At 44.1% G+C, this 17,305-nt stretch carries 13 protein-coding genes; 10 read left to right on the top strand and 3 right to left on the bottom strand.

The genetic code is table 11. From position 1 onward, the window contains the following. Positions 1-78: 78 nt before the first annotated feature. The 3 genes from rnt (at position 79) to L4C35_RS11580 (ending at position 4,713) form a co-directional block, all read left to right on the top strand. The gene (rnt, locus tag L4C35_RS11570; RefSeq protein WP_428463005.1) at positions 79-747 is read left to right on the top strand and encodes a ribonuclease T; all 669 of its coding nucleotides are present in this window, start codon (positions 79-81) and stop codon (positions 745-747) included. A gap of 270 nt (positions 748-1,017) precedes the next feature. Then, on the top strand, positions 1,018-2,274 hold the full coding sequence (locus L4C35_RS11575; protein WP_428463006.1) for an outer membrane protein transport protein: 1,257 nt from the start codon (positions 1,018-1,020) through the stop codon (positions 2,272-2,274). Positions 2,275-2,328: 54 nt separating this feature from the next. Then, entirely contained in the window at positions 2,329-4,713 is a 2,385-nt protein-coding gene (locus L4C35_RS11580; RefSeq protein WP_428463007.1) for a VolA/Pla-1 family phospholipase, read from the top strand. A gap of 74 nt (positions 4,714-4,787) precedes the next feature. Here the strand turns inward: L4C35_RS11580 and L4C35_RS11585 are convergent, their stop codons facing one another. Next, on the bottom strand, positions 4,788-5,393 hold the full coding sequence (locus tag L4C35_RS11585; RefSeq protein WP_048899157.1) for a peroxiredoxin C: 606 nt from the start codon (positions 5,391-5,393) through the stop codon (positions 4,788-4,790). Positions 5,394-5,660: 267 nt separating this feature from the next. On the opposite strand from L4C35_RS11585, the gene L4C35_RS11590 reads away from it, so the two are divergent. The 3 genes from L4C35_RS11590 to L4C35_RS11600 all read left to right on the top strand — a co-directional run bounded on the left by L4C35_RS11590 (position 5,661) and on the right by L4C35_RS11600 (position 10,909). Further along, positions 5,661-6,983 carry a Na+/H+ antiporter family protein gene (locus L4C35_RS11590; protein ID WP_428463008.1) on the top strand — a complete coding sequence of 441 codons (1,323 nt, stop codon included), beginning with the start codon at positions 5,661-5,663 and terminating at the stop codon, positions 6,981-6,983. A gap of 325 nt (positions 6,984-7,308) precedes the next feature. Continuing rightward, positions 7,309-8,652: a response regulator gene (locus tag L4C35_RS11595; protein WP_428463009.1), complete on the top strand. Its 1,344-nt coding sequence runs from the start codon at positions 7,309-7,311 to the stop codon at positions 8,650-8,652. Between the two features lie 13 nt (positions 8,653-8,665). After that, the gene (locus L4C35_RS11600) at positions 8,666-10,909 is read left to right on the top strand and encodes a hybrid sensor histidine kinase/response regulator (protein WP_428463010.1); all 2,244 of its coding nucleotides are present in this window, start codon (positions 8,666-8,668) and stop codon (positions 10,907-10,909) included. A gap of 72 nt (positions 10,910-10,981) precedes the next feature. Here L4C35_RS11600 and L4C35_RS11605 read toward each other — a convergent pair whose 3' ends face one another. Further along, positions 10,982-11,320, bottom strand: a complete 339-nt coding sequence (locus L4C35_RS11605; RefSeq protein WP_048899154.1) for a Grx4 family monothiol glutaredoxin — start codon at positions 11,318-11,320, stop codon at positions 10,982-10,984. Positions 11,321-11,627: 307 nt separating this feature from the next. On the opposite strand from L4C35_RS11605, the gene sodB reads away from it, so the two are divergent. Next, the gene (gene sodB / locus L4C35_RS11610; RefSeq protein ID WP_048899153.1) at positions 11,628-12,212 is read left to right on the top strand and encodes a superoxide dismutase [Fe]; all 585 of its coding nucleotides are present in this window, start codon (positions 11,628-11,630) and stop codon (positions 12,210-12,212) included. A gap of 160 nt (positions 12,213-12,372) precedes the next feature. Here the strand turns inward: sodB and asd are convergent, their stop codons facing one another. After that, positions 12,373-13,488, bottom strand: coding sequence for an aspartate-semialdehyde dehydrogenase (gene asd, locus L4C35_RS11615; RefSeq protein ID WP_428463121.1), 1,116 nt, complete (start codon positions 13,486-13,488; stop codon positions 12,373-12,375). Positions 13,489-14,214: 726 nt separating this feature from the next. On the opposite strand from asd, the gene nhaC reads away from it, so the two are divergent. The 3 genes from nhaC to L4C35_RS11630 all read left to right on the top strand — a co-directional run bounded on the left by nhaC (position 14,215) and on the right by L4C35_RS11630 (position 17,247). Beyond that, complete coding sequence (nhaC, locus tag L4C35_RS11620; protein WP_428463011.1) at positions 14,215-15,657, top strand: Na+/H+ antiporter NhaC; 1,443 nt, start codon at positions 14,215-14,217, stop codon at positions 15,655-15,657. 397 nt (positions 15,658-16,054) lie between these two features. Further along, on the top strand, positions 16,055-16,786 hold the full coding sequence (locus tag L4C35_RS11625; RefSeq protein WP_048899151.1) for a nucleoside recognition domain-containing protein: 732 nt from the start codon (positions 16,055-16,057) through the stop codon (positions 16,784-16,786). Further along, positions 16,786-17,247: a YjiG family protein gene (locus L4C35_RS11630; RefSeq protein WP_048899150.1), complete on the top strand. Its 462-nt coding sequence runs from the start codon at positions 16,786-16,788 to the stop codon at positions 17,245-17,247. The genes L4C35_RS11625 and L4C35_RS11630 overlap by 1 nt, the downstream gene beginning before the upstream one ends. The last annotated feature ends 58 nt before the right edge of the window (positions 17,248-17,305 follow it).

Genomic DNA, 17,305 nt, shown 5'->3' on the forward strand with positions numbered 1-17,305 from the left:
AAAAAAATCTTTAGGACACTGCAAGACAAGTGCTGAATCTGACATAATGCTCGCTGAATTTTTTGCGACCATAGTGCTATGAGCCAAGATAACGAACTAAACACACTGAAAAGTCGCTTTCGCGGCTACTTCCCTGTTGTTATTGATGTTGAAACAGCAGGCTTCGACGCTAAAACCGATGCATTACTAGAAGTTTGTGCCGTGACATTAGAGATGGATGAAGACGGTTGGCTAAAACCAGCAACCACAGTTCATTTTCATGTTACACCATTCGAAGGTGCAGTGATCCATCAAGCAGCCCTTGATTTCAACGGCATTCGTGACCCATTCAGTCCATTACGTGGTGCAGTTTCAGAAGAAACGGCAATTAAAGCCATTTATAAGCAAATTCGCAAAGAACTAAAAGCGGCAGGTTGTTCTCGCGCTATCATGGTTGCTCATAATGCTAATTTTGATCATAGCTTCATGATGCAAGCCTCTGAACGTGCCAAATTAAAGCGTAATCCTTTCCACCCTTTTGCGACTTTCGATACAGCAGCATTAAGTGGTTTAACCTTTGGTCAGACCGTTTTAGCAAAAGCCTGTGAGACAGCAGGGATCCCTTTTGACAACAAAGAAGCACACTCAGCACTATACGATACCGAGCGAACCGCTGAGTTATTTTGTGAGATTGTTAACAAATGGAAAAGATTAGGCGGATGGCCTTTAGTGGCGCCTCAAACAGATGAGTCAGAAAACGCTCAATAATTCAAACGCGAGCCCCTCATCAGACCTCCTACCATAGCCCAGTATTACTGGGCTTTTTTCTGCCAACTAAACACAATGCGCTGCTTTAAACGACAGTTTTAAACATAATAACTGAACATTGCTCATATAATTAACAAATACCCATAAGGCAAACCATAACAAGGGGTTAACAAACCAGTTGGGCATATTTATACTGCTATTGAACGCATAGCGTTCATTTTTTTCTTTCATGGAATGAAGAACAAGAAGCATTATAGAGAGGCAGCATAAATGTCCATTAAAATAAATCGCACAGCGATAGCAGTAACCATCGCATTAACCTCACTCCAAGCACACAGTGCTGGTTTCCAAGTATCTGAACACTCGGCATCAGGATTAGGCCGCGCTTTTGCAGGCGAAGCCGCCATTGCTGATAACGCATCTGTTATCGCGCGCAACCCTGCCGCCATGACAATGTTTGATTCTGCACAAATTTCTGCCGCAGGCAGCATTGTCGATCCAAGCATTGACGTAAAAGATCACGCGGCAAACCAAACAGCTAAAGATGTCGCACCATTAAGCTTTGTACCTGCTGGCTACTACGTTCAGCCTATCAATGACAAGTTCGCATTGGGTTTAGCGCTATTCACTAACTATGGCGTGACCACAGATTACCCAACCAGTTTCGCGAGTGGTGATCTCGCAGGCAAAACCTCGTTGATCACCGTCAACCTAAACCCAAGTATTGCTTATCGCATTAATGACCAATTTAGCATTGGTGGTGGTGTTAGCTTGGTTTATGCCGATGCTGAGTTAAACCGCCACTTAGGTCGTTTAGCCCCTCTTTTTAGTGGTTCTCCAGAAGATAAACTCATCAGTATGGAAGGTGATACATGGGATTGGAGCTGGAACGTCGGCGCACTTTACGAAGTTAATGAAGACCACCGATTTGGCGTAAGCTACCGCTCTCAAGTCTCTCTCGATTTTGAAGGTGACTTCACCGATTACGAAGGCACCATCATTGAACCAAAGCAAAAAGGTTCAACCGCTGTTGGTAACCTTCCTGTTGTGCTTCCCGCTATTGCGGAATTCTCTGGCTATCACTCTCTCACCAAAGAGTTTGCAGTTCACTACAGTGTGCAATGGACGCAGTGGAGTAAATTCGAAGAGCTCAAAGCGACCAACGATAAGTGTAACTACAACGGCATGTCTGGCGTGTGTTTCATGAAAGATGAAAAATACGAAGACAACTTCCGCTGGGCCATTGGTGGTACTTACCGTATCAACCCGGAATGGACAGTACGTACTGGTTTCGCTTTTGATGAGCAAGCAGGCAAGCCGACACTTAGCATTCCAGACTCCGATCGTTACTGGTACTCCGCTGGTGCGACATGGGCATATAGTTCACAGCTTAGCGTTGATGTGGGCGTGACATACATTCACGCAACAGAAACCACATTTACTGAAGAAAGTAGCGCAGGTGAACTGACCTTTACTTCAACTGGCGGCGCCGTAGTGGGTGCAGCACAAGTGAACTATTCATTCTAAGGGTGTGTTTTGGCAATAAGCCACTCACCTAAAATATGCCCTATGGAGCAACACATGAAAAAACAATTATTAGCGCTGATGATCGCTTCTACCCTTGGCTTAACTGGCTGTGGTAATGAATCATCGGTTGAAGGCGATAGCACGATTTCTTACGAGCAAGGCATTCAACAAAGTCTAAAAGCACCTACTAAGGTAAAATTCCAGTTGCAAGGTGCAAAAGCTGATATGCCTCGTCCGAGCTTCCTGCTTATGGACTCCAGTGACGGTACCCTTGGCTTACCTACTGATAATAAGTCCATAGCCGATCCTGTTGTTGCAATGAACAGCACTGACGGCTGGAGCACCACTCAACCAATCATGCTCTCATTTGAAGGGAACGACCTAGATCCTACTTCTATTACAACGGCCTTTAAATTAATCAAAGTGTCCGACCCAACAACAACCGATCCAGCAGCACAACAACCTGTAGTGCTGAAGGCTACATTCAACCCAGCAGCACCAGATCTTACTGCCGATTATCTTGTCTTTGTACAAGGGAAATCAGTTATCGCTCAGCCAATTAAACCGCTGGATGCTTCAAGCCACTACATGTTTGCATTAACCGATGACTTGAAAGACGTCAAAGGCAATAAAGTGGGTCTTTCAGGTTCTTATGCGTCATTAAAAACCAAAAAATCAGAGCCCGTTGAAAAGCTAAAAGACGCACAGAAGATCATTCATCTCACTGAAGGTTTGATGGCAGCAACAGGCACATCAGCTGATAGCATTATCTATTCTAGCTGGTTCTCAACCGCTTCTGCGGGTGATGTGATGTTCGCAACTAAAGCCGCTATCGCATCAACTTTAAATGCATTCAAAGCCCAACAACCAGCAAGCACCGTTTGGAAAGGTACCGCGAATCCGAATAATATCTCAGATACAAAGCTCAACACTCTATTTCAACTGAGTGCTGGTCAAGATATTACTAGTTTCTCACCTATAGATTTAAAAGGTGCTAAAGCGTACAAAGGTACGTTAACACTTCCGTATTTTCTTGAAACTGAAGTCAACGGTAAAAAATGGCAATCCACGCCATGGCAAAGTGCTATGCCGAGCCTTGCAATACTGAAGTCGACTTTAGCGTCAGGCAGTGATGCAGAGAAAGCAGCGGTTGCTGCTAAAATGGCAGATTTGAAGATCACTGAAGACGATCTGAAAAAAGCGGCTGAGGGCGACTTAACAACCCAAGTCACCCTAATGACAAAACTTATGGGTGAAAAAATCGAAGTTGGCGGTAAACAATTAGATACCAACCGTGAGATCACACGTTATAGCCCGATCCCTCAATTAAAATCTGTCGAAACAATCGATTATTTAATGGTGATGCCTGACAGCACTAAATGTACATCCGACGTGCCAGTTACTATTTATCAACACGGTATTACCTCTAAAAAAGAGACAATGTTAGCACTAGCATCATCAGTTAGTACTGGTGCATGTACTGCTTTAATGGCAATCGACTTACCGTTACACGGTTCGCGAAGCCTATCTGACGGCACGGTGACTGATGGCGCAAATGCTGACGTATACATGAACCTAAGCTACTTACCTGTTGGCCGAGATAATTTACGTCAATCTATTGCTGATCAGATGAGTCTGCGTGCTGCACTTGGAGCCACTATTTCAAAAACAAGCCCACCTGCGCCTTTTGATAAACTGAGCTTAACCAATGGCGTTGGCTTCCTAGGTCACTCTTTAGGTGCTATCACAGGTATCGACTTTACCGCGGTAACTAATCGTCAACTAAGTCCAGATCCTGCTGTTGAAGGAGGAATGTTTAAGATCTCTCGCGCTCAATATGCTAACCCAGGCGCAGGTATCCCTTACCTACTGCTTAACTCAACGGCATTTGGTGGCACAGTGAAAGACGGAGTGTTAACAACCATTCCTGATTACAAAGCCTACAAAGAGGCGAAATGTGGATCAAGTACGTCAGCTAAGTGTGTAAGTGACTTTTATGACTCGCTCACAGCCGCTAAAAAAGCGGAAATTGATGGCTTGTTCACTCAGTTTGCGTATGCCGCTCAGACAGTGTTAGACAGTGTCGATCCAATTAACCATATTGGTGATATCGATACTTCTATTCCTGTCTTGATTAATGTTGTGAAAGATGACGAAGTGATCCCAAATGCCTTATCGCTAGCATCAAGCAAACCTTACTCACCATTCGGTGGCACAATGCCACTCATCGCAGGGTTTGAACAACTAAGCACAGCAGGCCAAACTTCAACTAGCCCTCGTGTTGCGACCCTGTTCAATGCAGGTACACATAGTTCATTACTCACACCTGTCGGTGGTTCTGTAGCAGTAACAGCAGAAATGCAAAAACAAACTGCGTTATTCATTACGACAGGTACAACAACTGTCACTAATGACACAGTATTGTTCACTACGCCGTAATTGATAGAGTTAAAACAACAAAGGCGAGCCAGTGGCTCGCCTTTCTTTTACATAACGCGATTTATCGTATGGAATTACAAATCGTCAGTATGTGCCGATAAGTACTTCGCCACACCTTCTGGTGAAGCATCCATACCATCTTTGCCTTTCTCCCATTGGGCTGGGCACACTTCGCCATGCTCTTCGTGGAATTGTAAGGCATCAACCATACGTAGCATTTCATCAATATTACGGCCCAGCGGTAAGTCGTTCACGACTTGGTGACGCACTAGCCCTTCTTTATCAATCAGGAACGAGCCGCGGAATGCGACACCTGCTTCAGGGTGCTCGACATCATATGCCTGACAAATTTCATGCTTAGTATCTGCAATTAGCGGGTATTGCACCTGACCAATACCGCCATCTTCCACTGCCGTATTACGCCATGCGTTATGTGAAAACTGAGAATCAATCGATACCCCAATCACTTCAACGCCTTTCGCTTGGAAATCAGCAAAACGCTTATCAAAGGCAATCAACTCTGACGGGCATACAAAAGTAAAATCCAACGGGTAGAAAAAGATGACTGCCGCTTTTCCTTGGATGTGCTGTTTCAAATTAAATTGGTCAACAATCTCACCATTACCTAGTACTGCTGCCGCTGTAAAATCAGGCGCCAAACGTCCAACTAAAACACTCATAAGTAACTCCATGTGATGTAGAGAAAAATTACTGTTCATTGCCAGCATCGCGCTGACAAAACAGCTGGCAACTAGTATAGACAGCAGCTAACAACAAGACTAAGACATGCGACACAATAAGCATACGTTTCGGATTAATTCGCTATAAACATGAATAAACGCTCGACATGTGCAAAAAATTCAGCAAACTGATTAATCTGAGCAAAACAGCCCTAAGAAAACAACATTCATACTAAATAACAAACAAACTGACGGACTTTAGTTTTTATGAACCCAGTAATAATTTCAGTGTGCGTAATGTTGATTCTCGCGCTAATGCGAGTCAACGTTGTCGTAGCACTGACCTTTAGTGCCATTTTAGGTGGCCTTGTGGGCGGGATGCCCCTCGCAGACACTGTCGCAGCTTTTGAAGGCGGCCTAGGCGGTGGTGCAACAACTGCATTAAGTTACGCCATGTTAGGTACCTTTGCTGTCGCGATTTCGCGTTCAGGCATTACTGATGTACTTGCACAAAAAGTCATTAAACGTATCAGTGGCCACCATAATGCCGCTGCCGCAACTGGCGTGAAATACAGCGTTCTCACCATTTTACTGCTATTAGCCGTCTCTTCTCAGAATGCTATTCCAGTGCATATTGCGTTTATTCCTATTGTTATTCCGCCGCTATTGCATGTATTTGCGAAATTGAAATTAGACCGCCGTCTGATTGCTTGTGTCCTAACGTTTGGTCTAGTTACCCCTTATATGGTGCTGCCTGTCGGCTTTGGTGGGATCTTCCTAAACAACATCTTGCTTAAAAACCTGCATGATAACGGATTAGATGTTGCTGCAAGCCAAGTACCCGTTGCTATGCTGCTGCCTGCTGCTGGTATGGTCTTTGGCTTATTAACCGCAGTCTTTTTCAGCTACCGCAAACCACGCGAGTATTCTGAAGAAAAGATCCTCGCAAACGAGCCAGAACAAGCACAAATCAACATGCAGCATGTTTACATTGCAGTCGGCGCTATCATTGCCGCATTGGGTGCGCAGCTATTTAGCGGCTCAATGATCATCGGTGGTCTAGTGGGCTTCATGATGTTTACATTTGGTGGTGTGATTAAGTGGAAAGAAACCCACGATGTCTTCACCAAAGGTGTTCACATGATGGCAATGATCGGCTTCATCATGATTGCAGCAGCGGGCTTTGCCGCAGTAATGAAAGCAACAGGTGGCGTTGAGACACTGGTGGCTTCACTGGCTGACGTTATTGGTGATAATAAACCGCTTGCTGCCTTACTGATGCTGGTTGTGGGTTTGTTGGTCACTATGGGGATTGGCTCATCGTTCTCGACCATTCCAATTCTAGCAACCATTTATGTGCCACTGTGTTTAACCTTTGGTTTCTCGCCAATGGCAACTATTGCCTTGGTGGGTACTGCCGCTGCACTGGGTGATGCGGGCTCTCCAGCATCTGATTCAACCTTAGGTCCAACGGCGGGCCTGAATGCCGATGGTCAACACGAACATATTTGGGAAACGGTTGTTCCTACCTTTTTGCACTACAACTTATCCTTGATTGCATTTGGTTGGATAGCGTCGATGGTGCTGTAAGCAACTCGCCCTTTAAGCTCCCCTCCCTCTTTAAAAGATCGCTTCGGCGATCTTTTTTGTATCTGCTTATCTTGCCAGCACCGACATCATATCTGCTTTATCTTTACACGATCAAAAATAATTAGTAAAACATCGAACTAAATTGAAATATTTTCATAAATCTTTAATATACGCTCCTAACTGAATCTAGCTTGACTTCAAATCATGCCAGTTAATCATCCAGTATAGATAAGTAAGTGTTCGGTCATTACGTTAGGCCTGCGCACAAATGATCAGTTACTTATTTAGATTGGTATTAGCTTGAACTCCAGTATAAGGCTTTTAGATGGATATACTCGCTCAGTCGACTTATTTGATCATTGATGACAGCAACATTATCCAAAGCGCGACACGTGCGCTATTAATGAAATTGGGCGTCCCGACTAACAACGTTGTTAGCGCCCCCAATGCCGAAAGTGCCATCAATGCTTGCCGTAAACGCCGTTTTGATATCTTACTTATCGACCATCACTTAGGTGCAGGTAGCACTGGGTTACAGCTACTCGAATATCTCCGCTTCAAAGGACTGATCAAAGAACAAACACTGGTTTTTGTGGTGACGGGTAATGATAGCCAAGATATATTTTTTGGTTATTCGCAGTTTGAACCTGATGGGTATCTCATCAAACCTATCCGTGCTGACGACATTATCAAGCGTGTAAAAAGCACATTAATGCGACAGCGCTATTTCAATATGATTGAAGGCACTTTTAATAAAAATGGCCTCAATGCGGTAAAGCCTCTGTTCGCTAAATCCCCCGATACCGCAACCTTGAAAGAAGCCATTATCTACATGGCAAACATTTTAATAAAAGAACAACAGTTTACAGATGCTAGAGCCATGCTAACGGGCTTACTCAAAATCCATAACTTCTTACCCGCGAAGATGAAGCTAATTGAGATTTCACTGGCGCAAAAAAACTTTCAGCAAGCGCTCTTTGATACCGACCTATTACTGAGCGACAATGCCAGAAATATCAAACTATTACAGCTTAAAGTGGAAATTTGTATTAGCGCAGAATTACACGAAAAAGCCGACGAAGTGATCCGCCGAATCTTGGCGATCAATACCAGTAATATGGCCCTAACCGTCAATATGATTTGGTTACAACTAGCCAGTAATGACATGGTGCAAGCCAAGCCGTTTTTGTTAAAACTGGCAAGCTTACTGCCTAATTCGATGTGGGATACACCAGGAAAGCGTGCCTTAACCCTCTGGGCTGATATGTTCGATCAACCCACAGACAAGCTTCGATTATGGCGAGCAGAGAATATTTGGCCACGTATTGCGCGCTCAGATAAAGCACCATCTCTCTCAAAATCCGTCATCAAATTGATCCGTGCTTTACAACTGATTCGGCTCGATGAAATGGATACGGCCCGTGACATGATGCAAACCTTGAGCGCCGATGAGTTCCATGAAAATGATATTGAAGCACATTACCTGTTATGTCTTTGCTATCAAGCACTGAACTTACAACAACATTTAGGCCACCTACGCACACCTATGGTTCAACAACTGAATCAACAAGGAGTCGGCCTGCCTAATCTTCAAAAACTTGCTCTGCAGCACGTCGACTATCAATCGATTTCACTTCAGGTGGAAGTCTTTAATATGGGGCGGCGTTAAAATGACAATAAACATGATACAAATGCTCACGTGTGTGGCTGCTATCGCCATTGTGTTTTGTGTGTATGTACGTAAACAGCGTCAGTCCGTCAAGCAACTCCAACAAGAGCTAGCGCGCACCAGACAAGAAGCAAAAGTAGCAACTGAAGCTAAATCTCAGTTTTTAGCCAATATCAGCCACGAAGTTCGTACACCTGTTAGCGGTATGATTGGCCTACTTGATCTCATGCAAGAGCAAACTCTGAGCCCTGAAATCGCTTCGCTTCATCGTGACCTTCACCTTTCAGCAAATAATTTACTGCACATGGTCAACGATATCATTGAGCATACGGAGATCACCACAGGTGCGCAGAGCATAGCGTTAGAAGAAACCGATTTAACCCAGGAACTTTCTCACTTAGCCCAGTCCCATGCGAGTTATGCTCATCAAAAAGGCTTGATCTTTCACTATTGGCAAGATCCAGCCACCTCCCTCGCATTGCTTGCAGACAGCACTCATATCAAACATGTTTTATCCAACTTATTGAAAAATGCCGTCAAGTTCACCGAGTTTGGTACCATCAAGCTTGCAATCGAAGTAACCCACGAGACTCAAGATACTCAAACCATCACGTTTACAGTGAGTGATACCGGGATCGGCATTCCAGATGAGCATCAAGCGCAGCTTTTTCATCCTTTCTCGCAAGCCGATCAATCCAGCAGTCGCCGTTTTAATGGGGCAGGACTAGGCCTATCGATTGCTCATCAGCTTGTTGGCATGATGGGAGGGCAATTAACCTGCCGTAGTCAAGTTGAAGCAGGCAGCGCTTTTTCTTTCTCTCTGCAGCTCACAAAAATGCCTATCGATAATGAGTCAATCACACCACAAGATGCACAATCCTTTACAGGCCAATCAGCACTCATTATTGGTCCGCTAGTACAAAGCACCGAACTGACTCGCTACTTAACCGCTTGGGGTCTGACGCTACAAACCATCACTGGTGAGGGTCAAACCGACTGGAAAAAACAGGTTACTCAGGCATCAGCATCCTATCTTTTTATTGACTTAACGCTTTGGCAACAGTTTGATTTTGCGCAAGAAGCACTCATCAACAAAGAAACTAAGGTGATTGTATTCACGCCATCCTCGATGCTTTCCCCTGAGCCGATAAACCAACATTGGTGTTTATCGACTAACCCATTAATACCCGATCAATTGCATCATGTGCTGCAACACCCCGTTAGCCACGATGCCATTATCGATACGATTGCGTCACTTTCTCCTCATTTATATCAAGAAAGTCGTGAGCAAGCAGAACAGACTGGTCGTTTAGTGCTTGTTGCAGAAGACCACCCGATCAACCAACGTGTCATCAAACAGCAGTTAGAGAAACTAAACCTTCATGCCGACATTGTAAGTAACGGCCACGAAGCGCTGGATGCGTTAAAGGTTAATCATTATGGGTTGTTACTAACAGACTGCCACATGCCAGAAATGGATGGCTATAGCTTAGTGAAAACGATTCGTCAGCAGGAGAAGATTTCGCAATCCGACCCATTGCCTGTAGTGGCTTTAACCGCCAATGCAGTCAAAGCAGAAGAGCAACATTGCCTCTCCATCGGCATGAACGATTTCTTTGTTAAGCCGGTTTCCCAACAAGCATTAACAGCAATCACAACCCGCTGGCTTCCCCCAATTGAAGCGGATAGCGCAATAACATCAAGCTCTGCGGAATACCTGTCTTCATCAAATGAATGCGCTAATGAAGATTTACTCGCCGATGAATTCGCCACATTACTAGGCGCAATTGAAGACAGCTTCCAGCAAGCGAACAATGATGGTGCTTACGAAGACTATGATGATCTATTCCAACCAACGAGCACTGAAGATAACGAAGAAGCTCACTCTCTCGATCAATTCAATACGCTAACTATGATAGATATTGCAGGGCTCTGTGATTTATTTGGCGACGAAGAAACCGCTAAGCAGCTTATTGCTGAATTCATTCATAGCCACCTTACGGATATGACATTGCTCAATAATGCCTTCCATTCAGGCAATTACACCGCATTGCAAGAGGTTGCTCATAAAATGAAAGGGGCCGCTAAAATGGTAACTTGTGATCCTATCGCCCATGCGCTTGAGCAAATTGAACAAACCACCAGCGAGATCATGAAGTCGAGTAATGAAACGCAAAAGTATTACTATGCTGATGCTCTCACCGACCATATAGATCAACTTGAACAGCTCACTCAGGTATTGTTAGCCAATAATTAGCTGTTTTTGCCAATAAAAAGCCCCGCAAAAAATGCAGGGCTTCTAAATACGTAGTACAGCTTACATCAGAAATTATTCTGCTGCTTCACCATCACGACGAGCAGCCGCTTCTTTTACTAGAGGCTGAAGCTCACCTTTTTGGAACATTTCGATGATGATGTCACAACCACCAATTAGCTCACCTTCAACCCATAATTGTGGGAAAGTTGGCCATTGTGCGTATGCAGGAAGCTCAGCACGAATATCTGGGTTTTGTAGGATATCAACGTAAGCGAACTTCTCGCCACAACCCATCAGTGCTTGAGAGGCTTGTGAAGAAAAACCACAGCTAGGTAGTTTTGGTGAGCCTTTCATGTACAACAGGATTGCGTTTTCAGAGATCTGTTGCTTAATTTTATCGATGGTTTCCATAACTTCCTCTTACGACCAATTGCTTATCTTTAAGTATATCTACTTGATGGGGGCGTTGCCGTTATAAAACAAGCCTACCAAATAAATCTTTTAACCTGCCATTCTACTCGTTCAAGCTTAGGAAAAAAACGCCTAAAAATTTTAAGGTTAATTTTTTAAGGCCAACCCTTTTAATAAAGTAAAAACTTGCTAAAATAGCGGTGTCAGTTAAAAAATAAAATAATTGGTAGTGGCTCTCATGCAGAGGTACTACAGGAAGCAATGTCGAGGGCTTACTCCCTCAAATACCAAAATGGAGATCCGAGCAATGGCATTTGAATTACCAGCTCTACCGTACGCTATCAACGCACTTGAACCACATATCTCTCAAGAAACACTAGAGTTTCACCACGGCAAACACCACAACACTTACGTGGTTAAGCTAAATGGTCTAGTTGAAGGTACTGAGCTTGCTGAAAAATCACTAGAAGAAATCATCAAGACTTCTACTGGTGGCGTATTCAACAATGCTGCACAAATCTGGAACCACACTTTCTACTGGCACTGCCTAAGCCCGAACGCTGGCGGTGAACCAACAGGTGACGTTGCAGACGCAATTGCTAAATCATTTGGTTCTTTCGAAGAATTCAAAGCTAAATTCACAGATTCTGCAATCAACAACTTTGGTTCATCTTGGACTTGGTTAGTGAAAAAAGCAGACGGCTCTCTAGACATCGTAAACACGTCTAACGCTGCAACACCACTAACAGAAGAAGGTGTTACACCACTTCTAACTGTTGACCTGTGGGAACACGCTTACTACATCGATTTCCGTAACGTTCGCCCTGATTACATGGCTGCTTTCTGGGCACTTGTAAACTGGGAATTCGTTGCGAAAAACCTAGCGGCTTAATTTAGCCCTAGTTATCACTTCAGTGATAAATATTTCCCCCAATAAAAAAGACCTCGCATGCGAGGTCTTTTTGTATGTGCCTATTTGTATCTAGCTATTTTCAACACCGTTGCGATAACGACCGCTCACCTTTAGTGAAGCGATCGTCAGCATGCGATAGCTAAGCTTTTTCAGACATGATGATGCGAAGTGTACGACGAAGCGGTTCAGCCGCCCCCCATAGCAACTGATCACCCACCGTAAAGGCATTCAAGTAATCGTCACCCATTGCCAATTTGCGCAAACGACCGACAGGCACAGAGAGGGTTCCCGTTACTTTAGCAGGACTAAGTTCTTGCACTGTTACATCACGATCATTAGGGATCACTTTCACCCAGTCGTTATGTGATGCAATCATGCCTTCGATTTCATCTAACGGTACACCTTGCTTCAATTTAATGGTTAATGCCTGGCTATGACAGCGCATCGCGCCAATACGTACACACGTACCATCAATTGGAATCGGCTTCGCATCAAGTCCCAAAATCTTATTGGTTTCAACCGATGCTTTCCATTCTTCTTTCGACTGGCCATTGTCGCGTTTCACATCGATCCATGGGATCAATGAACCCGCCAGTGGTGCACCAAACTCTTGAGCAGGGAAGCTCGAAGATCGCAGCGTTTCAGCCACTTTACGGTCGATGTCAAGGATCGATGTAGAAGGATCAGCCAACTCGCTGGTCACGGTATCGTTAATCGCCCCCATTTGGCTGATTAGCTCACGCATATTTTTCGCACCCGCACCGGATGCCGCTTGGTACGTTTGTGAGGTCATCCACTCAACCAAGCCCGCTTTATATAAGCCGCCAACGGCCATTAGCATCAAGCTAACGGTACAGTTACCACCTACGAACGTTTTTGTCCCCGAATGAATCCCCTGCTGAATCTGATCAAAGTTAACAGGATCTAGCGTAATAATGGCATCGTCTTTCATACGCAGTGTCGATGCTGCATCAATCCAATACCCCTTCCAACCTGCTTGACGCAATGCTGGATATACTTTCTCGGTGTAGCTACCGCCCTGACAAGTCACAATCGCATCGAGCTGTTTTAAGCTATCGATATCAAATGCATCTTGTAATAAGCCCGCATCTTTCCCATAGTTTGGCGCAGGGATGCCAACTTGCGAGGTTGTATAAAAGGTGGGCTCGATATGATCAAAATCTCGCTCTTCTACCATTCGCTGCATAAGCACAGAACCCACCATGCCACGCCAACCGACTAAACCTACTTTCATCATTACTTGCTACGCTCCCTGTTATTCATTCGCAGTCCCATCTATAGAGTTTTAAGCCCCGAAAAACAAGCAAATTTTGTAATTAAACATGCATAACGCGTTTATTCGCAAAAAGGGGGGAAAGTAACTCCTATTTGAGTAAACAAAGAGGTACCGACATGGCTTCTTACAATTCACGCTACATTATACAAACGGCTTTACTGGGCTACTAAACAAACAACCACTGTTTAAATTGCCACCTACCTTTTCCTTTTGCGATGATTTTAGCAACCAATGGCATCCTAAAACTGGTAACAGCAAAAATCATGGATATTTACTTTTTTTGAATTAACGCTCACACCCTGATAACCTACGCGACCGCAATATTTGAGATTAATATTCCGAGCCATCTCGCTCGATACAGTTATTAAATCTATATATCGCGGTTAAACAAACAATGTTACATCAGTTAAAAAACAACCAAAACACAACAAAGCAACCAACACTTAACAGAAATTAAATATATAAGCGGCAGTTTTATCATTCTTTATTAATAGGAAGGATAAGAGTCACAGAAAGGCACATTATCTATCGCGATACCAAAACCATTCCGATAGAGTAGCGCCGATTAAAAACGAGGCTGACGTGCTAGCACGTTAACCATCACAATTACATTTATTAACTTCATGATGAAGCTAATTTAGGGTTTTCCCTCTTACACAGCTCGAATACACAAGGTTAAGAAGTATGGACAAACAGAATGTAAGACTACCTTCGCTGATGCAAGTAGTCCTAGCTCTAGGCATTTTCCTTGCTCTGGCATTTTCTTTCACCGCAAAACTTGATTTACCCATCCAACTAGCACTTTACATTGGTTGGTTCGTCATCATGGCTTTAGGCATTAAGCTAGGCCACGATTACAAATCATTAGAAAAAGCGGCAACAAAAGGCATTGCTAACGGTTTAGGTGCGGTACTTATCCTACTGGCAGTAGGTGCACTTGTAGGTACATGGATTGCGGGCGGTATCGTTCCAACCATCATCTACTACGGTCTTCAAGCTATTCACCCTTCTATATTCCTTTTAGCGACCATGATCATCTGTTCACTCACAGCACTTGCGACAGGTACCTCTTGGGGTGCAGCTGGTACTGCGGGTATTGCTATGATGGGGATTGGTCAAGGCTTGGGTATTCCAGCACCAATGACAGCAGGTGCGGTGCTTTCGGGCTGTTACTTCGGTGATAAACTATCACCACTGTCTGATTCAGTGATTCTAGCGTCTTCTATGTCTAACGTAGAAGTGATGGAACACATCAAAGGCATGCTACCTATCGCACTAATCAGCTACATCATTACTGGTATCCTATTTACGGGTGCTGGCCTGCACTACGCGGGTAATGTTGATATGGCACAAGTTGAATCTGTTATTCTTGCGATGGAAGAGCAGTTTGTTATCACACCAATGTCATTCATCCCTGTGATTATCGTGCTTGGCCTACTGGCGATGCGCATGCCTTCTTTCCCTGTTATCTCACTAGGTTCTCTACTGGGTATTGTATGGGCAGTAATGGTTCAAGACATGGATCCGCTTGTTGCATTCAACACGGCATGGGCACCATTCTCAATCAGTTCTGGCGTTGACTTCATCGATGCAATCCTAAACCGTGGTGGCATGTCATCTATGCTTGGTTCGGTTGCAGTTATCGTATTTGGTCTTGGTTTTGGTGGCTTGCTGGATAAAGTAGGCGTACTACAAACTATCGCGAAACTATTCGAAAAACGCGTTAATTCTGCAGGTAGCCTATCAGTATCGACTATCGCAACGGCGTTCTTAGGTAATGTATTTGGTTCTGCGATGTACGTATCGCTAATCCTAACGCCTAAGATTTGTGCGAAAAACTACGACCGTCTAGGTTACAAGCGTAAGAACCTATCTCGTAACGCAGAATTTGGTGGTACGTTAACATCAGGTATGGTGCCGTGGAGTGATAACGGTATCTACATGGCCAGTATCCTTGGCGTGGCAACCTTCTCTTACGCACCGTTCATGTGGTTAAGCTTCGTATGTATTATCGTAACGATTGTGACCTCTTACATGGGTTGGTTCGTTGACCGTTGCCCACCAACGTCACAAGCTGAAATTGATGCAAAAGCAGAAGAAGCTGAGCTAAAAGCGCAAACAGCGTAATAAATAGTTACAATTTCTTTCAACAAAAAAGAGCACTTCGGTGCTCTTTTTTTTGCTTAAAATCATAAATAAGCAAGGCTAATCAATACCATTAGTTTTATTTATCTTACTGATTTAATGGGCTTTTAATCGTCAACTCTTAGCTTGATGACAATTTATTAATAGATAATGAATGCCGATCAAGATCACATTTACAATCAACTAATCCTATAGTGTTACATTTCGGTAGCCAACTTGACCCCGGTCAATTACTTAGCGCCCTATTTAGCGAAAATACCCCTGTTTTTTATTTCCCACGTCCATTTTGACCCCAATGTGTTATTTCACATTATTAACAGGTCATGAATGTATTTGTGGTTTTATCGCAGTGCGATGTTGATTCCTATGAGGTAACACTATGAGCAATCCAGCGGAACAAGGCCGCAAAGTCACGATCGGCAGTTACATTGCCCTCGCCTTTGCTGTTGTCTTCTTTTCAGGTCTTTTACAGTCAAATGAATGGTATGGTGTTTTTGATTTCACTACGCTAAACGGTTCATTTGGTAACGTTGTTTATTCTGTTAATGAAACAGCTGATGGTATCCAAACAGCAGCAACCTCTATGCGCGGTAAAGGCGGTAGCGGTGCTCGTGATGGTTTCCTATTTGCGTTAACACTGATCCCAACAGTCATGTTTGCACTAGGTATGATTAACGTACTTGAGCATTACGGTGCGCTGGATGCTGCTCGTAAGCTGTTAACCCCACTTCTTCGTCCATTAATGGGCATTCCTGGTAACTCAGGTCTTGCACTTATCGCATCACTTCAGAGTACCGATGCTGGTGCAGCAATGACCCGCCAATTAAAAGATGAAGGCCACCTCACCAAGCGCGAAACCGATGTTTTCACTATGTTCCAATTCTCAGCGGGTGCTGCGATTGTAAACTTCTTCTCATCTGGCGCGGTGCTATTCACACTAACAAACATGGATGGTACGCCTGCGGTTACTTCATCAATCGGCTTAGCTGTCGCTATCATGTTCATCTTCAAATTTGTGGGTGCAAACATGTTCCGTCTTTACCTAAACATCACGGAAGGTAAAGAAGATAAATCAGACAAGAAACCAGAAATGACTGAGGAGACAGCATAATGACTGCCGCTAAAAAACCAATGGTGACAGACATCTTCGTTGAAGGTGCTAAGAAAGGCTGGGTTATTGCAACAACCTCTACCGTTCCTAACGTATTGATGGCTTTTGTTATCATCAAGGCGCTACAAATCACAGGTGCACTGGATCTAATGGGTTCATTGTTCTCACCTGTAATGGCTATCTTCGGCCTACCAGGTGAAGCTGCTGCGGTTCTTATCGGTGCATGGATGTCGATGGGTGGTGCGGTTGGTGTGGTTATCACCTTATTTGACCAAGGTATTCTTAACGGTCAACACATCGCTATTCTTGCCCCTGCTATTTACCTAATGGGTTCTCAGGTGCAGTACATGGGCCGCATCATGGGTCCAATTGGTACTGAAGGTCGCTACATCCCAGTGATGATTGCCTTGTCTGTACTGAATGCTTTCGCTGCAATGTTTGTAATGAACATTCTGGTGTAAACCGTTTTAGGGCCTTACGAGGCCCTTTTTTATTCTATTCGTTTTATTCCCCTTATTT

This window comes from Photobacterium kagoshimensis (assembly GCF_050337045.1).
GTDB lineage: Bacteria > Pseudomonadota > Gammaproteobacteria > Enterobacterales > Vibrionaceae > Photobacterium > Photobacterium kagoshimensis.

Coding starts and splice junctions, on each gene's coding strand:
- rnt (WP_428463005.1), top strand. CDS start 79: ATGAGCCAAGATAACGAACTAAACACACTGAAAAGTCGCTTTCGCGGC.
- L4C35_RS11575 (WP_428463006.1), top strand. CDS start 1,018: ATGTCCATTAAAATAAATCGCACAGCGATAGCAGTAACCATCGCATTA.
- L4C35_RS11580 (WP_428463007.1), top strand. CDS start 2,329: ATGAAAAAACAATTATTAGCGCTGATGATCGCTTCTACCCTTGGCTTA.
- L4C35_RS11585 (WP_048899157.1), bottom strand. CDS start 5,393: ATGAGTGTTTTAGTTGGACGTTTGGCGCCTGATTTTACAGCGGCAGCA.
- L4C35_RS11590 (WP_428463008.1), top strand. CDS start 5,661: ATGAACCCAGTAATAATTTCAGTGTGCGTAATGTTGATTCTCGCGCTA.
- L4C35_RS11595 (WP_428463009.1), top strand. CDS start 7,309: ATGGATATACTCGCTCAGTCGACTTATTTGATCATTGATGACAGCAAC.
- L4C35_RS11600 (WP_428463010.1), top strand. CDS start 8,666: ATGATACAAATGCTCACGTGTGTGGCTGCTATCGCCATTGTGTTTTGT.
- L4C35_RS11605 (WP_048899154.1), bottom strand. CDS start 11,320: ATGGAAACCATCGATAAAATTAAGCAACAGATCTCTGAAAACGCAATC.
- sodB (WP_048899153.1), top strand. CDS start 11,628: ATGGCATTTGAATTACCAGCTCTACCGTACGCTATCAACGCACTTGAA.
- asd (WP_428463121.1), bottom strand. CDS start 13,488: ATGAAAGTAGGTTTAGTCGGTTGGCGTGGCATGGTGGGTTCTGTGCTT.
- nhaC (WP_428463011.1), top strand. CDS start 14,215: ATGGACAAACAGAATGTAAGACTACCTTCGCTGATGCAAGTAGTCCTA.
- L4C35_RS11625 (WP_048899151.1), top strand. CDS start 16,055: ATGAGCAATCCAGCGGAACAAGGCCGCAAAGTCACGATCGGCAGTTAC.
- L4C35_RS11630 (WP_048899150.1), top strand. CDS start 16,786: ATGACTGCCGCTAAAAAACCAATGGTGACAGACATCTTCGTTGAAGGT.